Origin of the sequence: Nostoc sp. (assembly GCF_036918015.1) — a bacterium.
Classification (GTDB): Bacteria; Cyanobacteriota; Cyanobacteriia; order Cyanobacteriales; family Nostocaceae; genus Nostoc.
Genome location: NZ_JBALEO010000078.1, coordinates 15,100 through 35,774, shown reverse-complemented (window position 1 = coordinate 35,774; position 20,675 = coordinate 15,100). Strand labels below are relative to the sequence as shown.

Sequence of the window (20,675 nt, the reverse complement as noted above, 5' to 3'; positions counted from 1 at the left end):
CATGAATAAAACTGATGACAAACTTAAAAATTTGATAAAGTCAGCGTTTGAAGATGTTGGGCGATTGATTTATTCCAACTTAGTTGGTAGTATAACTCTAACCACAAACCACGCACATATCAGAACTCATTTATAAAGTTAATGGGCAGAGGTAATAATTTAGATATTTACCAAAACCCATGCTTCAGTATGGGTTACAGATAATTCACTCAGTAGGAATAGCAACGCAATAATATAACAACTATGAAAAAGCATTTTTTTGCCTTTTCACTGATAGCTTGTGCTGTCGGTGTGACTTTGCCAACTCAGGCATTTGCAGTTAAGCTATACGGTGCAGGAAGTTTGCGCGATAGTCTCACAGAAGTAGCTGAATCTTTTAACGAAAAGTATGGAATTCCAGTAGAAACGCGATTTGGCCCGTCTGGTTTAACACGAGAATTTATAGAACAAGAATTCTCTGAAACTGGAAAATCCGCAGATGTTTTTGCCAGTGCAGATATTAATAACCCTCAAACATTATTTGAAGAAGGTTTGAGTGAACCTGTAGTGAACTTCACTAGCAACCGCATGACTGCTGTTGTCAGATCGGGACTTGGTATCACGTCAGATAATTTGTTGGACTTTTTGCTAAAACCCGAAATCAAGTTAGGAACTTCAACGCCCATAGCAGATCCATCTGGTGACTATGCATGGGAAATATTTGATAAAGCCAATCAGATTAAATCTAGTAATTCTCAAATTCTGAAGAATAAAGCATTACAGTTAGTAGGTGGTAATCCTAATGCTCCTATAGTTCCTAATGGCAAAAATAATTTAGTCTACTTTTTAGAACAAACAAAACAAGCAGATATATTTTTAGCTTATTACACCAGTGGCAAGACTGCCCAAGCAACAGAAGGTGGTGAAAATTTGCAAATAGTAGAGTTACCCGACTATTTAGCAACGAAAGCTAATTATGGACTGACTACACTAAAAAACGCCGATCCTGATGGTGAAAAATTAGCTGAATACATCTTGTCACCAAAAGGGCAAGAAATTTTAGCAAAGTATGGATTTAGCGAACCTTCTACTTCTGTTCCCAAACACCAAGGTGGGGGTGGAATTTTGCTGGCGGTAGGTGTAGCTTTTATCCTGAATAAAAAACAAGTATTGGTCAAAAAGCAATTAATCAAAATTGTTAACGGAGATGCAGAACAAGGATGCCACAACCTTTTTGAGTAGCCATTTATGACAATTTCAACTAAATCGGGCTACTAATTTTCTGTCTTATCCACGCACGAAATGCTTTCATTGTCGCATTTCTGCCATTGCTTTTACTCTGCATCAAATATTCGGGAATCGCTTGGAAAATTGGGATATTGGGAAAAATAGAACTGGTATTTGATTCTATATATTTACCATCGAACAGCACGTTGATTTCCAACTTGCTTCCATTCCATCGCCACAGTTCCGGTACTCTCAAAGCTTGATAATTATTAAAACGAGTCCGGGAGGTAATATCAATTTCAATAGCCAAATCTGGAGGCGGGTCGGTTTCTAAATTGATTCTATCTTTGCCCCTAATTATAGCTTCATTTTGGATATAGAAACAATCATCGGGTTCTACCCCAGCATCCATATTTTCCTTATCAAAAGTCGTAGAACCCAAACTCCAAAATTCCAGATCGAGTTCTTCTAATAAAACTTTTACCAAGTCCCCAATAATAACTTTAGCTACTTCATGTTCTGGTAATGGAGCCATTATTTCCAGTACCCCTTGGCTGTAAGCTATGCGAGAACTGCGATTGTCTCCCAATTCCACTAAAATGCGTTTGTATGCCGACCAGGAGACATCTTTAATCAACAACTGATGACCGGCTCTTATAATTAGTTGATTCAGTTCAAGTAACATAGCATTCCTGCTCTTTATTTTATGTGAGCAACGGTAACACCACTACCGCCATCTGCTTGTTCTGCTGGTTCGTAGTTGTTCACTCTGGGATGCTGTTGCAAAAAGGCGTGAACTCCTTGTCGTAGCTTACCAGTGCCGTACCCGTGAATAATCCAGACTGGCCCTGTAGCTTCCGAGATGGCTTTATCTAAAATGTATTCGGCATCAGCTACTCGTTTTCCACGCAAATCGATGGTATTTTTGGAAGTCCGAATTTCTGGGACAACTGGCGGTGGGGGGGTTACTGCTGCTGGGGCTGGTTTGGCTTTAACAACTGGTTCCGGTTTTTGACCATCTAGAGATTCTACATCTTGCAACTTCACGTTCATCTTCATTAGCCCAAAGCGAACGCTTAACTCGCCATCTTCATCGGGGGCGGCGATTACATCTGCTATCTGCCCCAATTTTGGAATGCGGACGCGATCGCCTACTTTAGGCATAAACCCAACTTTTGGTTTGGCTGGCGTTGCTGGCTGATATTGCTGGCCAATTTGATTTAAAGCATTAGTTGCTTGCTGCGCTTCTTGGGCTGTGGGCGTACCTTTCTGCAAACGGCGGATTACTTGGGCAATTTCACCTTTTGCCTGAGCGATCGCTTGTTGCACTGCTATTTCCTGTGAAGCCCGTAAACTGCTTTCCCTTTCCTCCAAACTTGCGGCTTTTGCTGATACTTCTTTGTATAAACGTTCCGCTTGCTGCAACAAAACTTGGGCTTCCGCAGCTTTGGTTTCTTGGCGGCGGCGTTGCGCTTCTAACCCAGCAATCACCTGGTTAACTTCATCTGTGGCCTCTCCCACTTGGGTTTTTGCCTGTTGCACCACTTCTGGTTTTAATCCCAAGCGCAGGGCAATTGTCAGAGCATTAGAACGTCCGGGGATGCCCCACAGCAGACGATAAGTAGGTGACAGAGTACTTTCGTCAAATTCTACAGAGGCATTTTCAAACCGATCGTCTTCGTATTTCAGGGCTTTCAGTTCCCCGAAATGAGTGGTAGCGATCGTTAGCTGGGAATGGTTGGCGAGATATTGCAACAAGGCGATCGCTAAAGCACTACCTTCCACTGGATCGGTTCCTGCGCCAACTTCATCAAGTAAAACGAGTGCTGAGTGCTGAGTGCTGAGTGCTGAGTCTTGAGTGCTGAGTGCTGGAAAAATAACTCCAGTCTCCTGCTCCCCTGCTCCCCTGCTCCCCTGCTCCTCTGCTCCTCTGCTCCCCTGCTCCCCTGCTCCCCCGCTCCCCTGCTCCTCTACTTCCCCATTCCCCAATGCTTCCAAAATCCGACTAATCCGGCGGATGTGTCCAGAAAATGTGGATAAACTCTGCTGTAAGGATTGTTCATCGCCAATATCTGCCAGCACTTTATCAAACCAAGGTATTTCTACTGGTTCGCGGGCGGGGACAAATAAACCCACTTTGGCCATCAATGCTGCTAACCCCAAAGTTTTTAAGGTTACAGTTTTACCGCCAGTATTGGGCCCTGTAATCGTCACCACCCGAATTAGCGGGTTGATCAGCAAATTTACAGGAACTACTGGTTGCCCTTGTTCGTGCTGTTGTTGCCACACTAACAATGGATGTCGCAAATTCCGCAAGGTAATGATTTCATTGTCTTCACGCTGGATAAATCGCGGGGGGTTCGCTCCTAGCCAGAAACTATATCGCGATCTCGCAGTTGCCAAATCCAAAGTAGTAGCGATCGCTAACAACCTCTCCAAATCTGGTTTGACTGCGGCTACAAGTTCTGTCAAAACGCGGCGAATCGTTTCTTCTTCGGCTTGCTCTCTTCGGATGATTTGCCGCAGTTGGTTGCCTAGAGGTACTACCGAATTCGGTTCTACGTACAGGGTGGCACCGCTGGTAGAGGTATCGTGAACAATACCGGGGATGGCATCTTTTTGCGGTGCTTTTACGGGGATAACAAAGCGATCGCTCCGTTGCGTAATCAGCTGTTCTTGAACTGCGCCAGATTTTGCCTGTAAGATATTTTGCAGCTTTTGAGTAATTTGGCTGCGTAATCGCCGCAAATCTGTACGAATTTCTCCCAGTTTTTGACTCGCGCGGTCAGTTACCTGGGCCCGTTCATCAATACAGCGGTGAATTTCTTGTTCTAGTTCGGGATAAGTCCGCAAATCGGCAACTAACTCAGTCAGTATTGGCAAATCTTCCTGATTGTCGATGACACGGCGCAAATTTCTGGCACCAGAGAGGGTAGTAGCGATCGCTAACAGTTCCTCCCCTGCCAAAACTCCACTGCGTTCTGCTCGTTCTAAGGAATCGCCAATATCTTGAATTCCCTCAAATGCCAGTCCCGTAGTCAGGCGAGTTTCCAGTTGGTAGATTTCTTTAGTTTGCTCTAACAACAGTTCGCTTTGGGTCTGAGAATCAGGTATTTTCAGATGACGCGCAGCTGTCGCCCCCAGCTTAGTTGCGGCAAAGGTGGCAAGGTGCTGGCACAGGCGAGGCCATTCTAATAATTCTAAGGTTTCAGATTGGATCAAGGTTTCAACATCTAATCTGAAATTATGGTAACAATTCTAGCTGCTAGATGGATAAATCTTAAAGGAGAAAATTTTGCTTTGATTCAATCAGCCAGCTAGTCCGTGGCAATAGCCAAGTAATAACTGGCACATTCAACTATCTTTTCTGAGAAAATAACTCAACACTAACTGCCATCGAAAACAACACAGAAACGAATTAGGCAGCAACTATTTCTTGGGCTAGAACGTAAGGTTGAACGATGAGAGTATTAAATCGTTTACTGCGCTCAAGATTCCATTCTCCCACCTGTACTGTTGTGGGTTTGGTAATCAATTGTTTATCGATCCACTGTTCCACTGATGGAATGTTATCACTGGCGATCGCTACTCCAACATCTACCAAGTCTAGCTCAAGCGCCACCAAAATTACTGCATCTCGTTGTACATGAGGAATTAACCATTCCCACTCTGCCTCATCCAAAATTTCTGTTAATTCCGCTCTTAAATCCGACATTGCTTCCCAATGCTTATTTGTAAATGGCTATTTTTACATTATTCACTAGTTCCGAGTTCCTGACAAATGACCAATGACAAATGACCAATAACTAAACTTCAGATTTCATTTCATCTATTTCAAATAAAGACACAATTACTCCAGCGATGGGAATAGATATAAAAACACCTAATAATCCTGCTACTCTAGCCCCTACTAGTAAAGCAAAAAACACCACTACAGGATTAAGATTCAGCGCGCCTTGCATAATTCGGGGCGCAATCAAGTTGTCTTGTATCTGCTGAAGGACAATACAAGCTATTAATACTTTTACTGCTAACCAAATACCTTGAGACAACACAAATAGAGTCACTGTGCTTACTCCTAATGTCGCGCCTATGCCCGGAATTATATCAACAATTCCGATTATTATTGACAATATCAAAGCAAAAGGTACTTTTAAGAGTAAAAATACTAAGAATGTTGAAACTGTTAAAAATGCGCTTAATAGCAACTGACCTCTAAAAAAGCCTAAAAAAGATTTTCTGATTATATTTGTAAATCTATTACGGCGCTGTTTTGGTACTATTTTTAAAATAAAATTCCAAAGTTTATCTCCATCCAATAGCATGAAAAAAGCCACAACTGCAATCAATATAAAAGTTACAAAGTTCGTCATAAAACCTTGTAAAATAGCTAAACTAGTAACAAGAGTTGATACAGCTTGATTCCGCAATTGTTCTTCAATAAAACTTAAATCTATTTGTAAATTACGGTTGCGTAAAAATACTTCTATGCCCTCTAATAAAGGTACTAAAGAATTTAAAAATGCAGTGATACTATTAATTAATTGTTGTCCTTGAGATAAAACCGTTAAGCTCACAGTAATTATCAGACCGCCTATAATCACAATACTCAGCAAGAAAACGACACCAACAGCTATACCGTGGGGCAAAAAACGCCGTAACCCCTGTACAGGATAACTGAGTAAAAAAGCTAAAATTGCCGCAAATGTAAAAATAACAATGACCGATTCAAAATAAGCTAAAAGTTGTACAATTGCCCAGCCAGAAGCAACTAAAAGCAAAAAGCGAACTAATGCCAGATTATTTAATCGCTCCCAAAAATTCTTGGCTTCAAAGCCGCTCATAATAATTCATAATGGGCTACGCCCCGCTTCGCTAACGTAATTCGTAATTCGTAATTAAACCATAAAAACGCTAGTTGTTTAGCGCGATAAAGTTAGCCGCCCTGTAAGATTGAGAGTTATTTGTTGGAAGTCCTTTACTTTATTGCTAGAGCAAATTGACTTTAAGATTAGAGTAATCTAATAGCGATCGCTACCTCCCTAAAGCATATATCTGTAGTTTCTCTAGATTCATCGTCCTAAATCATGCATTTCGTTTATTACTGCGGTACATTTTTGTGTCAAGGCCTCCAATTCCTCTTTATTCGTGGAACTGGGAGTATCAATCAAGTTACCAATTCTGACGGTGATGGGAACTGCGTGAGGTAGGGACGAGCCTTTTTGTAAAATCTTCTCAGTACCCCAGACACTTACCGGCAATATTGGGGCTTTTGCTTTCGCCGCTAGCAGCAGTGCGCCTCTTTTGGGGTCTGTAATTCGACCATCTGGGGTGCGAGTACCTTGCAAGAAAACACCGACAGCCCAACCTTTATTGAGATATTCTAGGGCGGAACGGATGGCATTGCGATCGGCATTTCCGCGGCTGACTGGGTAAGCGCCATACAATTTAATCGCTTGCGCCAAAACAGGGATATTAAATAACTCTTCCTTAGCCATATACGCCACTGGACGACGTACACAATTAGAGACAATCGGCGGGTCAAAGTAACTAGCGTGATTACTCACTACTAATAACGGCCCTGATTTGGGGACATTTTCCGCACCATGAATCTGGCCCCGAAAGTAAGCGTGAAGCATGGGGCTGACGACTGACCATTTAAAGGCGTGATAAAGTGCCAGACTGATCAACGGTTCGCGGTTTTTGTCCACAGAAGATAATGCAAATCAAACTGAATTTAGCATACGCGATCGCAACACCCAGATCAAACGCAAAAAAGCTATAGAGATGAATTACTTCACCCATCTGGGAACACTAAATCTAGAAATCTTTAGAATTTAGCAGTATGTTTCCCACTACAGTCAGTATTCCTGGATACAAGGTTAGCGAAAAACTCTACAACGGTTCTCGAACCGTGGTTTATCGCGGTTATCGAGAAATTGACTTATTACCTGTAGTGATTAAATTGCTCAAAAATCCTTATCCGAGTTTCAGCGAACTCTTATCGTTTCGTAACCAGTACACTATAGCTAAAAATCTCAACTCACCTCTAATCATCCAAACCTACAGCTTGGAACCGTATCAAAATGGCTATGCGTTGGTAATGGAAGATTTTGGCGGGATTTCTCTTAAAGATTATTTCATCTCTAACCAGACGCGACATACCGCTTTTCTACAAGAGGTTTTACTAATTGCGATCGCACTGTGCAATACCTTAGATATACTCTACCGCGAGCGGATTATTCACAAAGACATAAAACCCGCCAATATTCTCATTAATCCCGAAACCAAACAAGTCAAATTAATTGACTTCAGTATTGCATCTTTACTACCACGGGAAACGCAAGCACTAATCAATCCCAATGTATTAGAAGGTACACTCGCTTATATTTCTCCAGAACAAACAGGCAGAATGAATCGCGGGATTGACTACCGGACTGACTTCTATTCTTTAGGTGTAACATTCTACGAATTACTGACTGGGGAATTACCGTTTAAGTCAAACGACCCGATGGAGTTAGTACATTCTCATATTGCGAAACTTCCACCCTTAGTACATAAAATTAACCCACAAACCCCGTCTGTACTCTCGGAGATTGTCAACAAATTGATGGCGAAAAATGCTGAAGACCGCTATCAGAATGCATTGGGGCTGAAATTTGATTTAGAAAATTGTTTATCTCAACTTCAAGTTTCTGGTGAAATTAAGAGTTTCCCAATTGCAGAACGGGATGTGTGCGATCGCTTCATCATCCCCGACAAACTCTATGGACGAGAAACCGAAGTTCAAACATTACTTGATGCATTTGAGCGAGTCAGTCTTGGTGCAACAGAAATAATGCTGGTAGCAGGTTTTTCAGGGATTGGGAAAACTGCGGTTGTCAACGAAGTTCATAAACCGATTGTTAGACAACGTGGTTATTTTATCAAAGGGAAATATGACCAATTTCAACGCAATATTCCCTTCAGTGCATTTGTGCAAGCATTCCGAGATTTAATTGGACAATTATTAACTGAAAGTGATATCCAAATCCAGCAATGGAGAAACCAAATATTAGAGGCAGTTGGAGAAAATGGACAAGTAATTATTGAAGTTATCCCCGAATTATCAAGAATTATTGGCGAACAACCAGCCGCCATAGAATTATCAGGAATGGCGGCAGAAAATAGATTTAATTTCTTGTTTCAAAATTTTATCCAAGTTTTTACCAGTGCTGAACATCCCTTAGTGATGTTTTTAGATGATTTGCAATGGGCAGATTCAGCATCGCTGAAGTTAATGCAGCTATTGATGGCTGATACAAAGCATATGCTGTTAATTGGTGCGTACCGTTATAACGAAGTCAACCTAGCACATCCATTGATGTTGACTTTGAGTGAGATTCAAAAAAACCAAGCAACGATTAATACAATTACTTTAGCACCACTGAATCAAGTCATACTGAATCAATTAGTTGCTGATACACTGAAATGTAAGGAAAGTTTGGCATCGCCTCTTTCTCAATTAGTCTCTCAAAAAACTCAAGGTAATCCGTTTTTTGCAACCCAGTTTCTCAAAGCATTGCATCAAGATAGGCTAATTGAATTTACCCCTCCAATCCCCCCTTACCAGGCAGGGGGGTGGCAATGTGACATCGTACAAGTAAATCAGCAAGCGGTTACAGATGATGTTGTGGCTTTTATGAGTTTTCAATTGCGAAAACTACCAGAATCAACTCAACAGATATTACAGTTAGCTGCTTGTATTGGCAACTCTTTTGATTTAGAAACTTTGGCAATTGTTTCTGAACAATCCCCAATCGAAACGGCTTCAGATTTGTGGAAAGCGTTGCAAGAAGGGTTGATTTTACCGATTAGTGATGTTTATAAGTTTTATCAAGGAGAAGAACGCGAGCAATTAGCGCTGTCAGATCAAAATACCAGTAAACAAATAGCCAAATATAGATTCTTACACGATCGCGTCCAACAAGCTGCCTATTCGCTGATTCCCGATGACCAAAAACAAGCAACTCACCTCAAAATTGGAAAATTACTACTGCACAGTTCCTCGGAAGTAGAACTGGAAGAAAAACTATTTGATATTGTCAGACATTTAAACCAAGGAATTGAGCTGATCGCCCAACCGCAAGAACGGGAAGATTTAGCCCAACTTAACTTAAAAGCTGGACAAAAAGCCAGAAATTCTACAGCTTATACTGCGGCAAGAGTTTATTTCCAAACAGGGATTGACATACTGACAGCCAACTGCTGGCAAGATCAATATGAATTGACTCTGAATCTCCATGTTGCTGCTACCGAAGCTGCTTATTTGAATGCTGATTTTGATGGCATGGAAAAAATAGCAGCACTGGTGTTACAAGAAGCTCAGACGATTTTAGACAAAATCAAAATTTACCAAATTCAAATCGTTGCCTACACAGCCCAGAGCAAGATATTAGAAGCCATTGCAGTGGGAAGAGATGCACTCTTTCAATTAGGGGTTGAACTCCCCACTGCACCTGACGAAGCCAAAATTGCTAAAGCCCTACAAACCATAGCTAGTCTTCAGGGTGATAGAGAGATTGAGGAATTAGTCGATCTACCTGTAATGAGCGATCGCCACACTCAGGCAGCTATGCAACTGTTAGGAATATTATTTTCACCGATTCTACAGGCAATGCCGGGATTAATGCCCATACTGAGTGCAACGATGGTGAGTTTATCAATCCAGTTTGGGAATACACCAGGATCAACGGTAGGGTATGCGATTCACAGTATGGTGTTATGTGCTTTTGTGGGAGAAGTCAAATCAGGGTATAGCTTTGGGCGATTAGCAATCAACTTGGTTGACCAATTGAATGTCAGGGAATTCGAGTCTAAAGTTCTACTTCTGTTTGCGGCTTGGGTTCAACATCATCAGGAATCTCTCAAAGCAACGATGTTGACGCTGAAAGATGGCTATGCAACTGGTATAGAAACTGGTGATTTTCTCAACGCTGGCTACAACTGCTTCGATTACCTCATGGTCAAACTTTTTGCTGGGGTAGAACTGGACATTTGGGAACCGGAAATAGCAGATTACAGGGCTATCTTAGTGCAGATAAAACAACATTCTGCCCAGACTTTTTTGGATATGATGCAGCAGACTGTGCAGAACTTGAGGGAAGGTCGTATTCTGTCGGATTGCTTAATTGGCAGTGCCTACGATGAAACGGTGATGCTTTCTAAGCACCATCAGGACAAGGATCTCACAGCGATCACTATTGCTTACACTTACAAACTGATGCTTGCCTATATTTTTGGTAATTACACGCCTGCCCTAGAACATAGCGTCCAAGCCAAACAATATTTAATGGCAGTATCAGGGATGATTTTTATTCCCATTTTTCATTTCTATGCAGCACTGACGCATTTGGCACTCTTCCCCATGCAGCCAGAGCAGGAGCAAGCCGAATTTCTCGCCTTGGTGGAAACCCATCAAACTATTTTGCAACAGTGGGCGCAGAATGCTCCCATGAATCATCAGCATAAATGGTATTTAGTTGAGGCAGAAAAGTATCGGGTTTTAGGCAATAAAGCCGAAGCAATTGAACATTACGATCGCGCCATTTCAGGAGCCAAAGCCAACGAATACATCCAAGAAGAAGCACTGGCCAATGAACTCGCCGCCAAATTTTACCTCGACTGGGGTAAAGTACGCATTGCCCAGGAATACATGACGAACGCCTACTATGGCTATGCTCGTTGGGGCGCTAAAGCCAAAGTCGCCGACTTGGAAACACGCTATCCCCAACTGCTTGCTCCGATCCTCCAACAAACTCGCTCTCCTCTGTCCACTCACGAAACTATCTTTACATTGGGGAGTGTCACATCTACCAGTTCCGCCACTTCCAGTAGTAGTAGTAGTGTCTCTGTAGCTTTAGATTTAGCTGCAATTCTCAAAGCTTCCCAAACTCTCTCCAGTGAAATCGAACTGGAAAAACTGCTTTCATCGTTGCTTTCTATTGTTGTTGAAAATGCGGGAGCTGATAAATGCGTGTTAATGCTCTTGCAAGAGGAGCGCCTGCTGATTAAAGGGTCAATGACTGTGGGGACGGAGCCAGTCGTGTTGCAGCGCCTTCGGGTTGAGGACAGTCAAGACATTCCCCTGAAGCTGATTTACAAAGTCAAGCACGATCGGCAAACTGTTGTGCTGTTTGATGCGGCGACCGATCGGACTTTAGCCAGTGACCCCTATATCATTCGTCAGCAGCCTCATAGTATCTTGTGCAGCCCGATTTTACATCAAGGGAAGTTGCTGGGCATTTTATATTTGGAGAATAATTTAGCGACGGGGGCGTTTACGAGCGATCGCGTCGAACTGCTAAGTTTACTCTGCGCTCAAGCGGCAATTTCTTTGGAAAATGCCCGACTTTATGAGCGATCGCAGAACTATGCCCAACAGCTAGAGCAGTCATTCGCCGAATCGCAGCAAAAATCAGAAGATTTGCAACAAGCATTGCAAGATTTACAACAGGCTCAATTACAAATGGTGCAAAGTGAAAAAATGTCTGCGTTGGGTAATTTAGTTGCTGGTGTCGCTCACGAAATGAATAATCCCCTCGGTTTTATTGCTGCCAGTCTCAAACAAGCTAAACCTACCTTCGCTGATATTGTTGAACACTTAAAACTCTATCAATCAAGCCTGCCCAATGCCAGTGATCAAATCACAGACCACGCCGAATCAATCGACTTGGATTATAGCTTAGAAGACTTGCCCAAGATGATTGATTCCATGACTATGGCGTGCGATCGCTTAAAAAATATCAGCACCAGTTTACGAACTTTCTCCCGCGCCGATCAAGATTACAAAGTGCTGTTTAATATCCACGAAGGTATCGACAGTACGATTTTAATTCTCAAACATCGTCTAAAAGCTAACGAACAACGTCCAGAAATTGAAGTGATAACTGAATACGGCAATTTCTCTAAAATTGAGTGTTTTCCTGGACAATTGAATCAGGTGTTTATGAATATTCTGGCAAATGCCATTGATGCGCTGGATGAATCAAATACGGGACGGAGTTTCAAAGAAATTAAGGACAATCCCAACCGAATTACAATTAAAACCTCACCGGTAAATGAAGGCGTGAAAATTGTGATCGCTGATAATGGTAAGGGGATGAATGAATCAGTGAAACAAAAGATTTTCGACCACTTATTTACTACAAAAGGTGTGGGTAAAGGGACGGGATTAGGATTAGCGATCGCTCGTCAAATCGTTGAAGAAAGCCACAGTGGTAAATTGAGTTTTAACTCGATTCTAGGTGAGGGTACAGAATTTATCATTGAAATTCTGGTGTAATTTTTGGCTCTTTTGGTAAACAGCTTCAGATATCTGGGAATACTAAATCTAGAAGTCTTAAGGATTTAATATTGCAGCTAAGATTTAATGTTCCCTTAATCAAATTTACCAAATGTTAGTATCAACATCCGATTTATAAAGAGTGTCTAGCTATGCAAGCATATTCACAGCAACAACTCAATTCATTGATTAAGCGACAAATAGCTCTTATCGTAGTAGTTCCTGCATTAATAGTAATTAGTACTGGTTGCACTACTCAAACTTCCAGTAATAATAATCCCCAGCCAACGCCCAGCATTCAAGCTAGTGTGGAAAAGGTACCAGCAACTTTAGCGATCGCAATTATCGCCCAAGCGTCGAATGACACAGACCAACAGGAACAAATACGAAGTTTAACTGAATACCTAAATAAAACCCTGAAACGACCTGTATCTATCCAAGCGGTCAAAGACTACAAACGTACCGTCGACCTTTTGGTAGAAGAAAAGGTGCAAATCGCCTTACTAGGGCCACTTTCTTATATTGAGGCAAAGCGACGGAATCCACAAATCGAGGCGATCGCTGCCCCTATCACTAAAAGTACGGGACGACCTTGGTATAAATCAGCTATTATCGCTAATTCTGCTAGTGGGATCAAAACCCTCAACGATCTTAAGGGCAAGCGGCTTGGCTTTACCAGTAAATTATCAACATCAGGTTATATGTTTCCTGTAGTTCACCTATTAGATATAGGTTTTAAGTTTAATAGCGATTTTGCTTCTGTTCAGTTTTTTAAGAACCATAAGAACTCATTAGCTGCACTCCTAGATGGGCAAGTTGATGCTGTAGGTATTGAGTTTGACATTTATAAGCAAGCTAAAAAAGCTGGCAAAATCAATGATTATTATCAGGTAATGTGGGAATCAGAACCAATTCCCCAATCTCCTATTGTTGTTTCTCAGAAACTATCTCCCCAGCTGATTGCTGAATTAAAAGAGGCATTTATTAGTGCCCCTATTGGAATGCTGAATCTTGATGGAATTCCTTCTAATGGATATACCCTGGTGCAAGACTCAGACTACGATCGGGTGAGGCAGGTCAAGAAACAATTAGACGAAAAATTAGCAAAGACAAAATGAAGATTTGGCAGAAATTTTTTGGATCTTCGGTAATAACCGTCGGGATGATTATTATTGCCGTAGGCACAAGTAATCTAGTACTGGGACGCGCCCGCGTTCGGGTAGAAGAGGCACATTATAAAAGCCTGAAACTGATTGGCAATGCTCAAACCATAGATTTTCTCCTAGCCCGACAAATTATCACTCTCAAAGATTTGTTAGTGCTAGAAAATCCTCAAGCTAAAATCGCCGAATATCAAGCAGTGAAGCAAGAATTTTTATCTATATTAGATGAAATGAAAAAACTTAGCCCCACTACTAAAGAATTAGATATTGTGTATAGTCGGTATCAAGTTTTTGATAACTTGGCAACGGAAATTAGTCAATCAGTTATTACCCAAAATAGTCTGTCTGTAGCAGATGTGAAGCAAGACTATAGAGCTATTAACGCTTTTAATCGAGATGTGAATTTTTATACTTCTAAGATTATTAGAATTTTCCAACAAAAGCAAAAACTGGCTCTTCAGGCAGGGCAAGATTTAAATCAAACCGAGCAAATTGTCAAGTGGGGAATTCTTGCTTTTACTTTGCTAGTTCTTGCTGGGCAGTTTGTCCTAATTCTATTGCCAGCAGTGCGGTCTATCAAGAAACTTCAGACAGGCGTAGCGACCATTAGAGAGGGTAATCTGGACTACAGATTAGACATCCAGACTGGTGATGAAGTCGAGCAATTAGCCAGCGAGTTTAACCGCATGACTGTTAAGTTAGCAGAGTCTTATCGTGATTTGGAGGCAAAAAAGAATTTTGCCAATGAAGCCAACCAAGCAAAAAGCGATTTCCTGGCTAATATGAGTCACGAACTCCGTACCCCCCTCAACGGTATTCTCGGCTATGCTCAAATTCTCGGACGTTCTAAAGTTATCCCCGACAAAGAACGTCATGGTGTGAATATTATTCATCAGTGCGGCTCTCATCTCCTAACATTAATTAACGACATTTTAGACCTCTCAAAAATCGAAGCCCGCAAACTAGAACTCGCTCCCAAAACTATTCACTTCCCCTCATTTGTTCAAGGCGTGGTCGAAATTTGTCGGGTTCGCGCCGACCAAAAAGGACTTGACTTTATTTATCAACCCGATCCCAATTTGCCCACCGGAGTTGAGGCTGATGAGAAAAGGCTCCGCCAAGTCTTACTGAATGTCTTAGGAAATGCGATTAAATTTACCGACAAAGGGAGCATCACCCTGAAGGTAGAAGTATTAGAGTCAAATTCCATAATTCCCTTACCTCGCTTCAAGTTCCAAGCGATAGATACTGGAGTGGGCATTGCCTCTAATCAGATCAACAAACTATTCCAAGCCTTTGAACAAGTAGGAGATCAAAAACGCCAGTCGGAAGGCACAGGGTTAGGTTTAGCCATCAGCCAAAGAATTGTGGAATTGATGGGAGGAAAAATTCAGATTGAGAGTGATCTGGGGGTGGGCAGTAACTTTTACTTTGAGGTGGCATTGCCTCTCGCCTCTGATTGGGCGCAAAAAAGTTCAGTCACTGACGGACGCACCATTATCGGCTACGAGGGGAAACCACGCCATATTCTGATTGTGGACGATCGCTGGGAAAATCGGTCAGTCTTGGTAAATCTCTTGGAGCCACTGGGGTTCACTTTTACCGAAGCAGAAAATGGTGAAGAAGGCTTAGAGAAAGCCAGAGAAAAACAGCCAGATTTAGTAATTACAGATTTAGCGATGCCGGTAATGGATGGCTTTCAAATGCTCAGGGAGTTACGCACTTCTGAGGATATCAAGCATTTGTTGGTGATTGTATCTTCAGCATCGGTGTCAGAAATTGACCAACAGAAGAGTTTAGCTATGGGTGGAGATGATTTTCTCACAAAACCCGTTGATGCGGAAGAGTTGTTCACCTTGCTGGCACAGCACCTGCAACTCACTTGGAAATATGAAGCAGTCGATGGGGACAGGGCGATGGACAAAGAGGTATTCACGGAGCTAATTCCCCCACCAGCCGCAGATTTGGAAATGTTACTGGAACTGGCGCAGGATGGCTTAGTGAGAGAATTGACAGAAACTGCAAATAAAATTGGCCAAAAGGATCGGCGTTATCAACCTTTTATAGGGCAGGTAGTACAACTAGCCAAGCAATTTGAAACTGAGAAGATTGAAACCTTGATTCAACAATACCTTACTAATATTTAGGATTTAAGGACGATTATGGCAACAACTTTAAGTGGGTTAATTTTAATCGTTGATGATATTCCCACTAATTTGGATGTCATCTCAGAGGCTTTAAGTAATGAAGGCTATAAGGTTGCGATCGCAACCAGTGGCGAACGCGCCCTGCAACAAATTGAGCGACGACCGCCCGATCTGATTTTACTGGATGTGATGATGCCAGGAATTGATGGATTTGAAACTTGCCAACGCCTGAAAGCTAATCCCAAGACTTGCGATATTCCGGTGATGTTTATGACTGCTTTGGCTGATGTAGACAACAAAGTTAAAGGGCTTAAACTTGGTGCAGTAGACTACGTTACCAAGCCGTTCCAAGAAGAAGAAGTGTTAGCACGGGTGAAAACCCATTTACAGTTGCGTCTCTTGAGTCAAAATTTAGAACAGCAAGTGGCTCAAAAAACTGCTGAATTACGAGCAACTCAGCTGCAAGTCATTCAACGCGAAAAAATGTCGGCTCTGGGCGACTTGGTGGCTGGTGTTGCCCACGAAATTAATAATCCCGTTGGCTTTCTTTCAGGGAATATTCAACACGCTTTAGAGAACATTAAAGATTTGTTTGGATTGCTGGATTTAGTTCAACAAGAATCTGCTAATTTCAGTCCGGCAATTCAAGATAAAATTGAAGCCATTGACCTCGAATACATCCGTGAAGACTTACCAAAGTTAGTTGGCTCGATGCGAGAAGGAATAAACCGGATTAAAGACATTAGCATCAGCTTGCGGACATTTTCTCGTGCTGATAGCGATCGCCCCATTCCTAGCAATATTCACGATGGTATTAATACTACAATTATGATTCTCAAACATCGCCTCAAAGCTTCTGATACTCGCCCAGAAATTCAAGTAATTAAAAAATATGGCAATCTCCCCCAAGTGGAATGTTATGCAGGACAATTAAATCAGGTATTTATGAATCTATTAGCTAATGCGATCGATGCTTTAGAAGAATCAAATCCTGGACGTAGTTATGCAGAGATTAAAATTAATCCTAATCAAATTATTATTAAGACAGAATTATCTGAAGATATGCAGCAAGCAATAATTCGCATCAAAGATAACGGTATTGGCATGAGTGAGGCAGTGCGGGATCAGATTTTTAACGAGTTATTTACTACTAAAGAAGTAGGTAAAGGTACGGGGTTAGGATTAGCGATCGTCCGGCAAATTATCATCGAAAAACATGGAGGGACAATTACAGTCAATTCTGAACTAGGAGCAGGAACAGAGTTTGTCATCACCTTACCCACTCAAGCAGAACAAACAAGTTGATTTTTTAGTATATTCAGAATCATTTAACTAACCAATCACCAATTCTCAAACACTATAATGGATGTGACAAAAATAGTCCTACAATTCCTCATTCCGCCAACCTACAGGTTGGTAGGAGTACCCTTGCAGAGTTCTAAATAGCACTGCAAATAATGATTTTCGTGTCTTCACCTATCTAATAGAAGCTAAAAAAAATTAAACAGGTAAATCACTAGCATTCTGGATGTTTTGTAAAATCAAATCAGGGCTATTACGTTTAACCAAGCCAGTTAACACTTTACCAGGGCCAATTTCCATTACTCGCTCGATACCGTTAACTGGTAATTGCAGACAAATTTCTCGCCATCTTACAGAACCAGTCATTTGTTTATTCAGGCGTTGCTTTAAAATCTCGGCGTCAATAGACGGAATTGGTTCGACATTAGACAACACTGGCACAATCGCGGGCTGAAATTCCACAGATTCTAGAATGTCTTGAAATTCCGCAGCTGCTGGTGCTATTAAATGTGAATGAAATGCTCCAGAAACTTTTAGGGGAACCGCACGCTTTGCTTTAACTTGAGTCATCACCGCTTGTACAGCCTCAGTCGTACCTGAAATTACCACCTGAGCCGAACTATTATCATTTGCTATCACTACATCAGGCGTTTGGGCAATAATTTTTTCTAACTGTTCGCGGTCAAAGTTCATCAAAGCTGCCATCATCCCACCGACGGCACTATCCATGAGTTCTGCACGGCGCTTCACCAGATATAAACCAGCCGACCACTCAAAGACACCCGCTACATAAAGGGCAGTATATTCTCCCAAACTGTGGCCAGCAACTAAATCTGGCTGGTGTCCTCGTTCTCGAAGCAGGTCAGCAAGAATGCTTTCAACCACATAAAGACTTGGCTGAGTATACAGCGTCTGTGATAACTTCTCTTCTTGAGTTTGACAAATTTCAGTTACAGACCAGCCCAAAATATCCTCAGCTTTGGCAAGCTTGTCTTTAGCGGACGGTATATCTAGTAAATCCATTCCCATTCCCAGCGTTTGAGAACCTTGTCCGGGAAACACCCATGCAGTTTTTGTCATTTGTCAATAGTCAGTAGTCATTGGTCATTTGTCATTTGTCATTGGTCATTCACAAAGGACAAATGACTAATGACTAATGACAAAATATTTATCTTCCCCATTGAAAAATTGCCGCGCCCCAAGTAAGACCGGCACCAAAGCCGGATGTCGCAACGATGTCATTGGGTTTAATTTTACCTTGTCGTACCGCTTCATCTAAAGCTAAGGGGATGGAAGCCGCTGAGGTATTGCCGTACTGGGCGAGATTACTGATAACTTTATGTTCTGGGATATTCAGGCGTTGGGCAACAGCATCAATAATTCGCTGATTGGCTTGATGCAATATCAGCCAATCTATTTGATCGACGCTGATGTTAGCTTGAAACAAGGCTTTATCAATTATTTCTGGCACTTTTTGCACAGCAAAGCGGTAAACTTCTTTGCCGTTCATCGTAATTGGTTGGTAAGTGCCTTTGGTGATATTTACATCAGTCAGCAGTTCTTGAGAAGTACCTGCATAAGCAAGGTTGAGGTAATGATTTTGAGTACCATCACTTTTAAGGGCAAATCCTAATAAGCGATCGCTTTTGGCAGCTTGTAACACCACTGCTCCAGCACCGTCACCAAATAATACACAAGTCCGGCGATCTTCCCAATCTACCCAGCGAGAGAGGATATCTGCCCCGATCAACAGTACATTTCTGTAAACACCAGTTCTAATATATTGGGCTGCTGTAACCAAACCAAACACAAAGCCGGAGCAGGCAGCGGTTAAGTCAAAGGCTACTGCGTTGGTAGCTCCCAATTTAGCCTGTACTTGACAAGCACTACCAAACAAATCATCAGGGGTGGAAGTCGCTAGCAGAATCAGGTCTAGGTCTTCTGGTTTAATTCCCGCAGCTGCGATCGCCTGACTGCTGGCGGCAGTAGCGAGTACACTCAAGGACTCAGATGACAGAGCTAATCGACGCTGACGAATTCCCGTTCTTGTGGCAATCCACTCATCTGATGTTTCAACTAGTTCACTCAATGTATCGTTGTGTAGGGAAGTTGCTGGTACTGCCGAGCCGCTTCCGGTGATTGCTACGCCTAAGTTTTGCACTCTTAATCTCCCAAGCTATCAGCTTTTTGTCTTTTGTCTTTTGTCCTTTGTCTTTTGTCCTTTGTCCTTTGTCCTTTGTCCTTTGTCAGTTGTCCTTTACAAATGACTAATGACCAATGACCAATGACCAATGACTAATGACCAATGACCAATGACTAACCGCTCTCGCGCTCTAGGATATATTGGGACTGAATTCGTTGTATCACTTGGTTGTCAACAGCTTCTTTTGCCATGCGAATTGCATTAAAAATTGAAGGTGCTTGGGAGCTACCGTGACCGATAAAACAGACTCCTGCCACGCCTAGCAGTAAAGCACCACCATGTTCTGCGTGATCCATTCGCTGCTTAATCCGCTTCAAGTTGGGTTTTAAGAGTGCTGAACCAATTTGACCGTGTAATCCTTGGGGTAATTCTTCCCGCAAAATTTGCAGAATCACTTCTCCAACGGCTTCGGCAAATTTTAACAATACATTACCTACAAAGCCATCGCAGACAATCACATCAAAGCGACCGGAAAGCACATCACGCCCTTCAGCATTGCCAATAAAATTAATTTGGGAATTTTCGCGTAGCAGTTGGTGGGCGCGGACGGCTGCATCATTGCCTTTCGAGTCTTCTTCACCGATATTCAGCAAACCCACTTTCGGTTCAGGTGTACCCAAGACATACTGACTGTAAGCCGATCCCATAACGCCAAACTGCTCTAAAAACTTGGGGCGACAATCTACATTAGCGCCGACATCAAGTACTAGCACTGGCTTACCAGCAATAATTGTGGGGAAAACTGTCCCGATCGCTGGGCGATCGATTCCTGGCAATCGTCCTAAGCGAAGCAAAGCTGATGCCATAGCTGCCCCAGAGTGGCCGGCAGAAAATACGGCATCTGCCTTTTCCTGCTTGACTAAATCCATAGCCACATTAATAGAAGCCTTGCGTTTGCGTCTAACTGCATTTAAAGGCTCCTCATCCATCGCGATCGCTTCTTCAGCAGTCACGATCTCTACCTGCCCTAAACTTGTTTTTGATGGCAAGGCAGCTTCTATTTGTTGGGGATCGCCAACCAAAAATATATCTACACCCAATTCTTCTCTTGCTCGCAATGCGCCAGCAACGATTTCACCGGGTGCATGATCCCCTCCCATTGCGTCAATTGCGATCCGTACGCGAGTCGATCCCATTGCTCACAGCTTCTAGAAACCTTACAAATTTTACCAGATGGCAAAGCCCGAAAAAGCTTAATTTTCTGACCGCCAAATTAATTCTGTTACTATTGCAACAATATTTGCTGGCAAGCTCAAGATAGCACGAATTGTTCGGTAGTAGGGAGTAGGGCATTGGGCATTGGGCATTGGGCATTGGGCATTGGGCATTAA

At 42.3% G+C, this 20,675-nt stretch carries 14 protein-coding genes; 5 read left to right on the top strand and 9 right to left on the bottom strand.

All coding sequences use genetic code 11. From position 1 onward, the window contains the following. The first annotated feature begins 243 nt into the window (after positions 1-243). The gene (locus tag V7K61_RS23035; RefSeq protein WP_335056836.1) at positions 244-1,221 is read left to right on the top strand and encodes a molybdate ABC transporter substrate-binding protein; all 978 of its coding nucleotides are present in this window, start codon (positions 244-246) and stop codon (positions 1,219-1,221) included. Positions 1,222-1,240: 19 nt separating this feature from the next. On the opposite strand, the gene V7K61_RS23030 is transcribed toward V7K61_RS23035, so the two are convergent. The 5 genes from V7K61_RS23030 to V7K61_RS23010 form a co-directional block, all read right to left on the bottom strand. Continuing rightward, complete coding sequence (locus tag V7K61_RS23030) at positions 1,241-1,891, bottom strand: Uma2 family endonuclease (RefSeq protein WP_335056834.1); 651 nt, start codon at positions 1,889-1,891, stop codon at positions 1,241-1,243. 14 nt (positions 1,892-1,905) lie between these two features. Beyond that, a complete protein-coding gene (locus tag V7K61_RS23025; protein WP_335056833.1) occupies positions 1,906-4,428 on the bottom strand; it encodes an endonuclease MutS2 in 2,523 nt (840 codons plus the stop codon). Positions 4,429-4,624: 196 nt separating this feature from the next. Continuing rightward, a complete protein-coding gene (locus V7K61_RS23020; RefSeq protein ID WP_094348440.1) occupies positions 4,625-4,921 on the bottom strand; it encodes a DUF2288 domain-containing protein in 297 nt (98 codons plus the stop codon). A gap of 91 nt (positions 4,922-5,012) precedes the next feature. Then, positions 5,013-6,050, bottom strand: a complete 1,038-nt coding sequence (locus V7K61_RS23015) for an AI-2E family transporter (RefSeq protein ID WP_335056831.1) — start codon at positions 6,048-6,050, stop codon at positions 5,013-5,015. A gap of 228 nt (positions 6,051-6,278) precedes the next feature. Continuing rightward, a complete protein-coding gene (locus tag V7K61_RS23010; protein WP_335056829.1) occupies positions 6,279-6,917 on the bottom strand; it encodes a lysophospholipid acyltransferase family protein in 639 nt (212 codons plus the stop codon). Between the two features lie 134 nt (positions 6,918-7,051). Here V7K61_RS23010 and V7K61_RS23005 point away from each other — a divergent pair, with 134 nt between their 5' ends. The 4 genes from V7K61_RS23005 (at position 7,052) to V7K61_RS22990 (ending at position 17,144) form a co-directional block, all read left to right on the top strand. After that, the gene (locus V7K61_RS23005; protein WP_335056827.1) at positions 7,052-12,529 is read left to right on the top strand and encodes a trifunctional serine/threonine-protein kinase/ATP-binding protein/sensor histidine kinase; all 5,478 of its coding nucleotides are present in this window, start codon (positions 7,052-7,054) and stop codon (positions 12,527-12,529) included. Positions 12,530-12,681: 152 nt separating this feature from the next. Continuing rightward, complete coding sequence (locus tag V7K61_RS23000; protein WP_335056825.1) at positions 12,682-13,647, top strand: phosphate/phosphite/phosphonate ABC transporter substrate-binding protein; 966 nt, start codon at positions 12,682-12,684, stop codon at positions 13,645-13,647. After that, positions 13,644-15,839, top strand: a complete 2,196-nt coding sequence (locus V7K61_RS22995) for a response regulator (RefSeq protein ID WP_335056823.1) — start codon at positions 13,644-13,646, stop codon at positions 15,837-15,839. Before V7K61_RS23000 ends, V7K61_RS22995 begins: the two co-directional genes overlap by 4 nt. A gap of 15 nt (positions 15,840-15,854) precedes the next feature. Beyond that, positions 15,855-17,144 carry a sensor histidine kinase gene (locus V7K61_RS22990; protein ID WP_335056821.1) on the top strand — a complete coding sequence of 430 codons (1,290 nt, stop codon included), beginning with the start codon at positions 15,855-15,857 and terminating at the stop codon, positions 17,142-17,144. 195 nt (positions 17,145-17,339) lie between these two features. Here the strand turns inward: V7K61_RS22990 and fabD are convergent, their stop codons facing one another. The 4 genes from fabD to V7K61_RS22970 all read right to left on the bottom strand — a co-directional run bounded on the left by fabD (position 17,340) and on the right by V7K61_RS22970 (position 20,672). Further along, positions 17,340-18,221, bottom strand: coding sequence for an ACP S-malonyltransferase (gene fabD, locus V7K61_RS22985; RefSeq protein ID WP_335056819.1), 882 nt, complete (start codon positions 18,219-18,221; stop codon positions 17,340-17,342). A gap of 88 nt (positions 18,222-18,309) precedes the next feature. Then, the gene (locus V7K61_RS22980; protein WP_335056817.1) at positions 18,310-19,302 is read right to left on the bottom strand and encodes a beta-ketoacyl-ACP synthase 3; all 993 of its coding nucleotides are present in this window, start codon (positions 19,300-19,302) and stop codon (positions 18,310-18,312) included. Between the two features lie 155 nt (positions 19,303-19,457). Beyond that, positions 19,458-20,480 (bottom strand): phosphate acyltransferase PlsX, encoded by a 1,023-nt coding sequence (gene plsX / locus V7K61_RS22975; RefSeq protein WP_335056815.1) that lies wholly within the window; start codon positions 20,478-20,480, stop codon positions 19,458-19,460. A gap of 57 nt (positions 20,481-20,537) precedes the next feature. Then, positions 20,538-20,672, bottom strand: coding sequence for a hypothetical protein (locus tag V7K61_RS22970; RefSeq protein ID WP_335056813.1), 135 nt, complete (start codon positions 20,670-20,672; stop codon positions 20,538-20,540). Positions 20,673-20,675 lie beyond the last annotated feature (3 nt).

Excerpts from the sequence above, each read along its gene's own strand:
- V7K61_RS23015 (WP_335056831.1), bottom strand. The coding sequence starts at position 6,050 with ATGAGCGGCTTTGAAGCCAAGAATTTTTGGGAGCGATTAAATAATCTG.
- V7K61_RS23020 (WP_094348440.1), bottom strand. The coding sequence starts at position 4,921 with ATGTCGGATTTAAGAGCGGAATTAACAGAAATTTTGGATGAGGCAGAG.
- V7K61_RS23030 (WP_335056834.1), bottom strand. The coding sequence starts at position 1,891 with ATGTTACTTGAACTGAATCAACTAATTATAAGAGCCGGTCATCAGTTG.
- V7K61_RS22970 (WP_335056813.1), bottom strand. The coding sequence starts at position 20,672 with ATGCCCAATGCCCAATGCCCAATGCCCAATGCCCAATGCCCTACTCCC.
- plsX (WP_335056815.1), bottom strand. The coding sequence starts at position 20,480 with ATGGGATCGACTCGCGTACGGATCGCAATTGACGCAATGGGAGGGGAT.
- V7K61_RS23035 (WP_335056836.1), top strand. The coding sequence starts at position 244 with ATGAAAAAGCATTTTTTTGCCTTTTCACTGATAGCTTGTGCTGTCGGT.
- fabD (WP_335056819.1), bottom strand. The coding sequence starts at position 18,221 with ATGACAAAAACTGCATGGGTGTTTCCCGGACAAGGTTCTCAAACGCTG.
- V7K61_RS22990 (WP_335056821.1), top strand. The coding sequence starts at position 15,855 with ATGGCAACAACTTTAAGTGGGTTAATTTTAATCGTTGATGATATTCCC.
- V7K61_RS23000 (WP_335056825.1), top strand. The coding sequence starts at position 12,682 with ATGCAAGCATATTCACAGCAACAACTCAATTCATTGATTAAGCGACAA.
- V7K61_RS22995 (WP_335056823.1), top strand. The coding sequence starts at position 13,644 with ATGAAGATTTGGCAGAAATTTTTTGGATCTTCGGTAATAACCGTCGGG.
- V7K61_RS23005 (WP_335056827.1), top strand. The coding sequence starts at position 7,052 with ATGTTTCCCACTACAGTCAGTATTCCTGGATACAAGGTTAGCGAAAAA.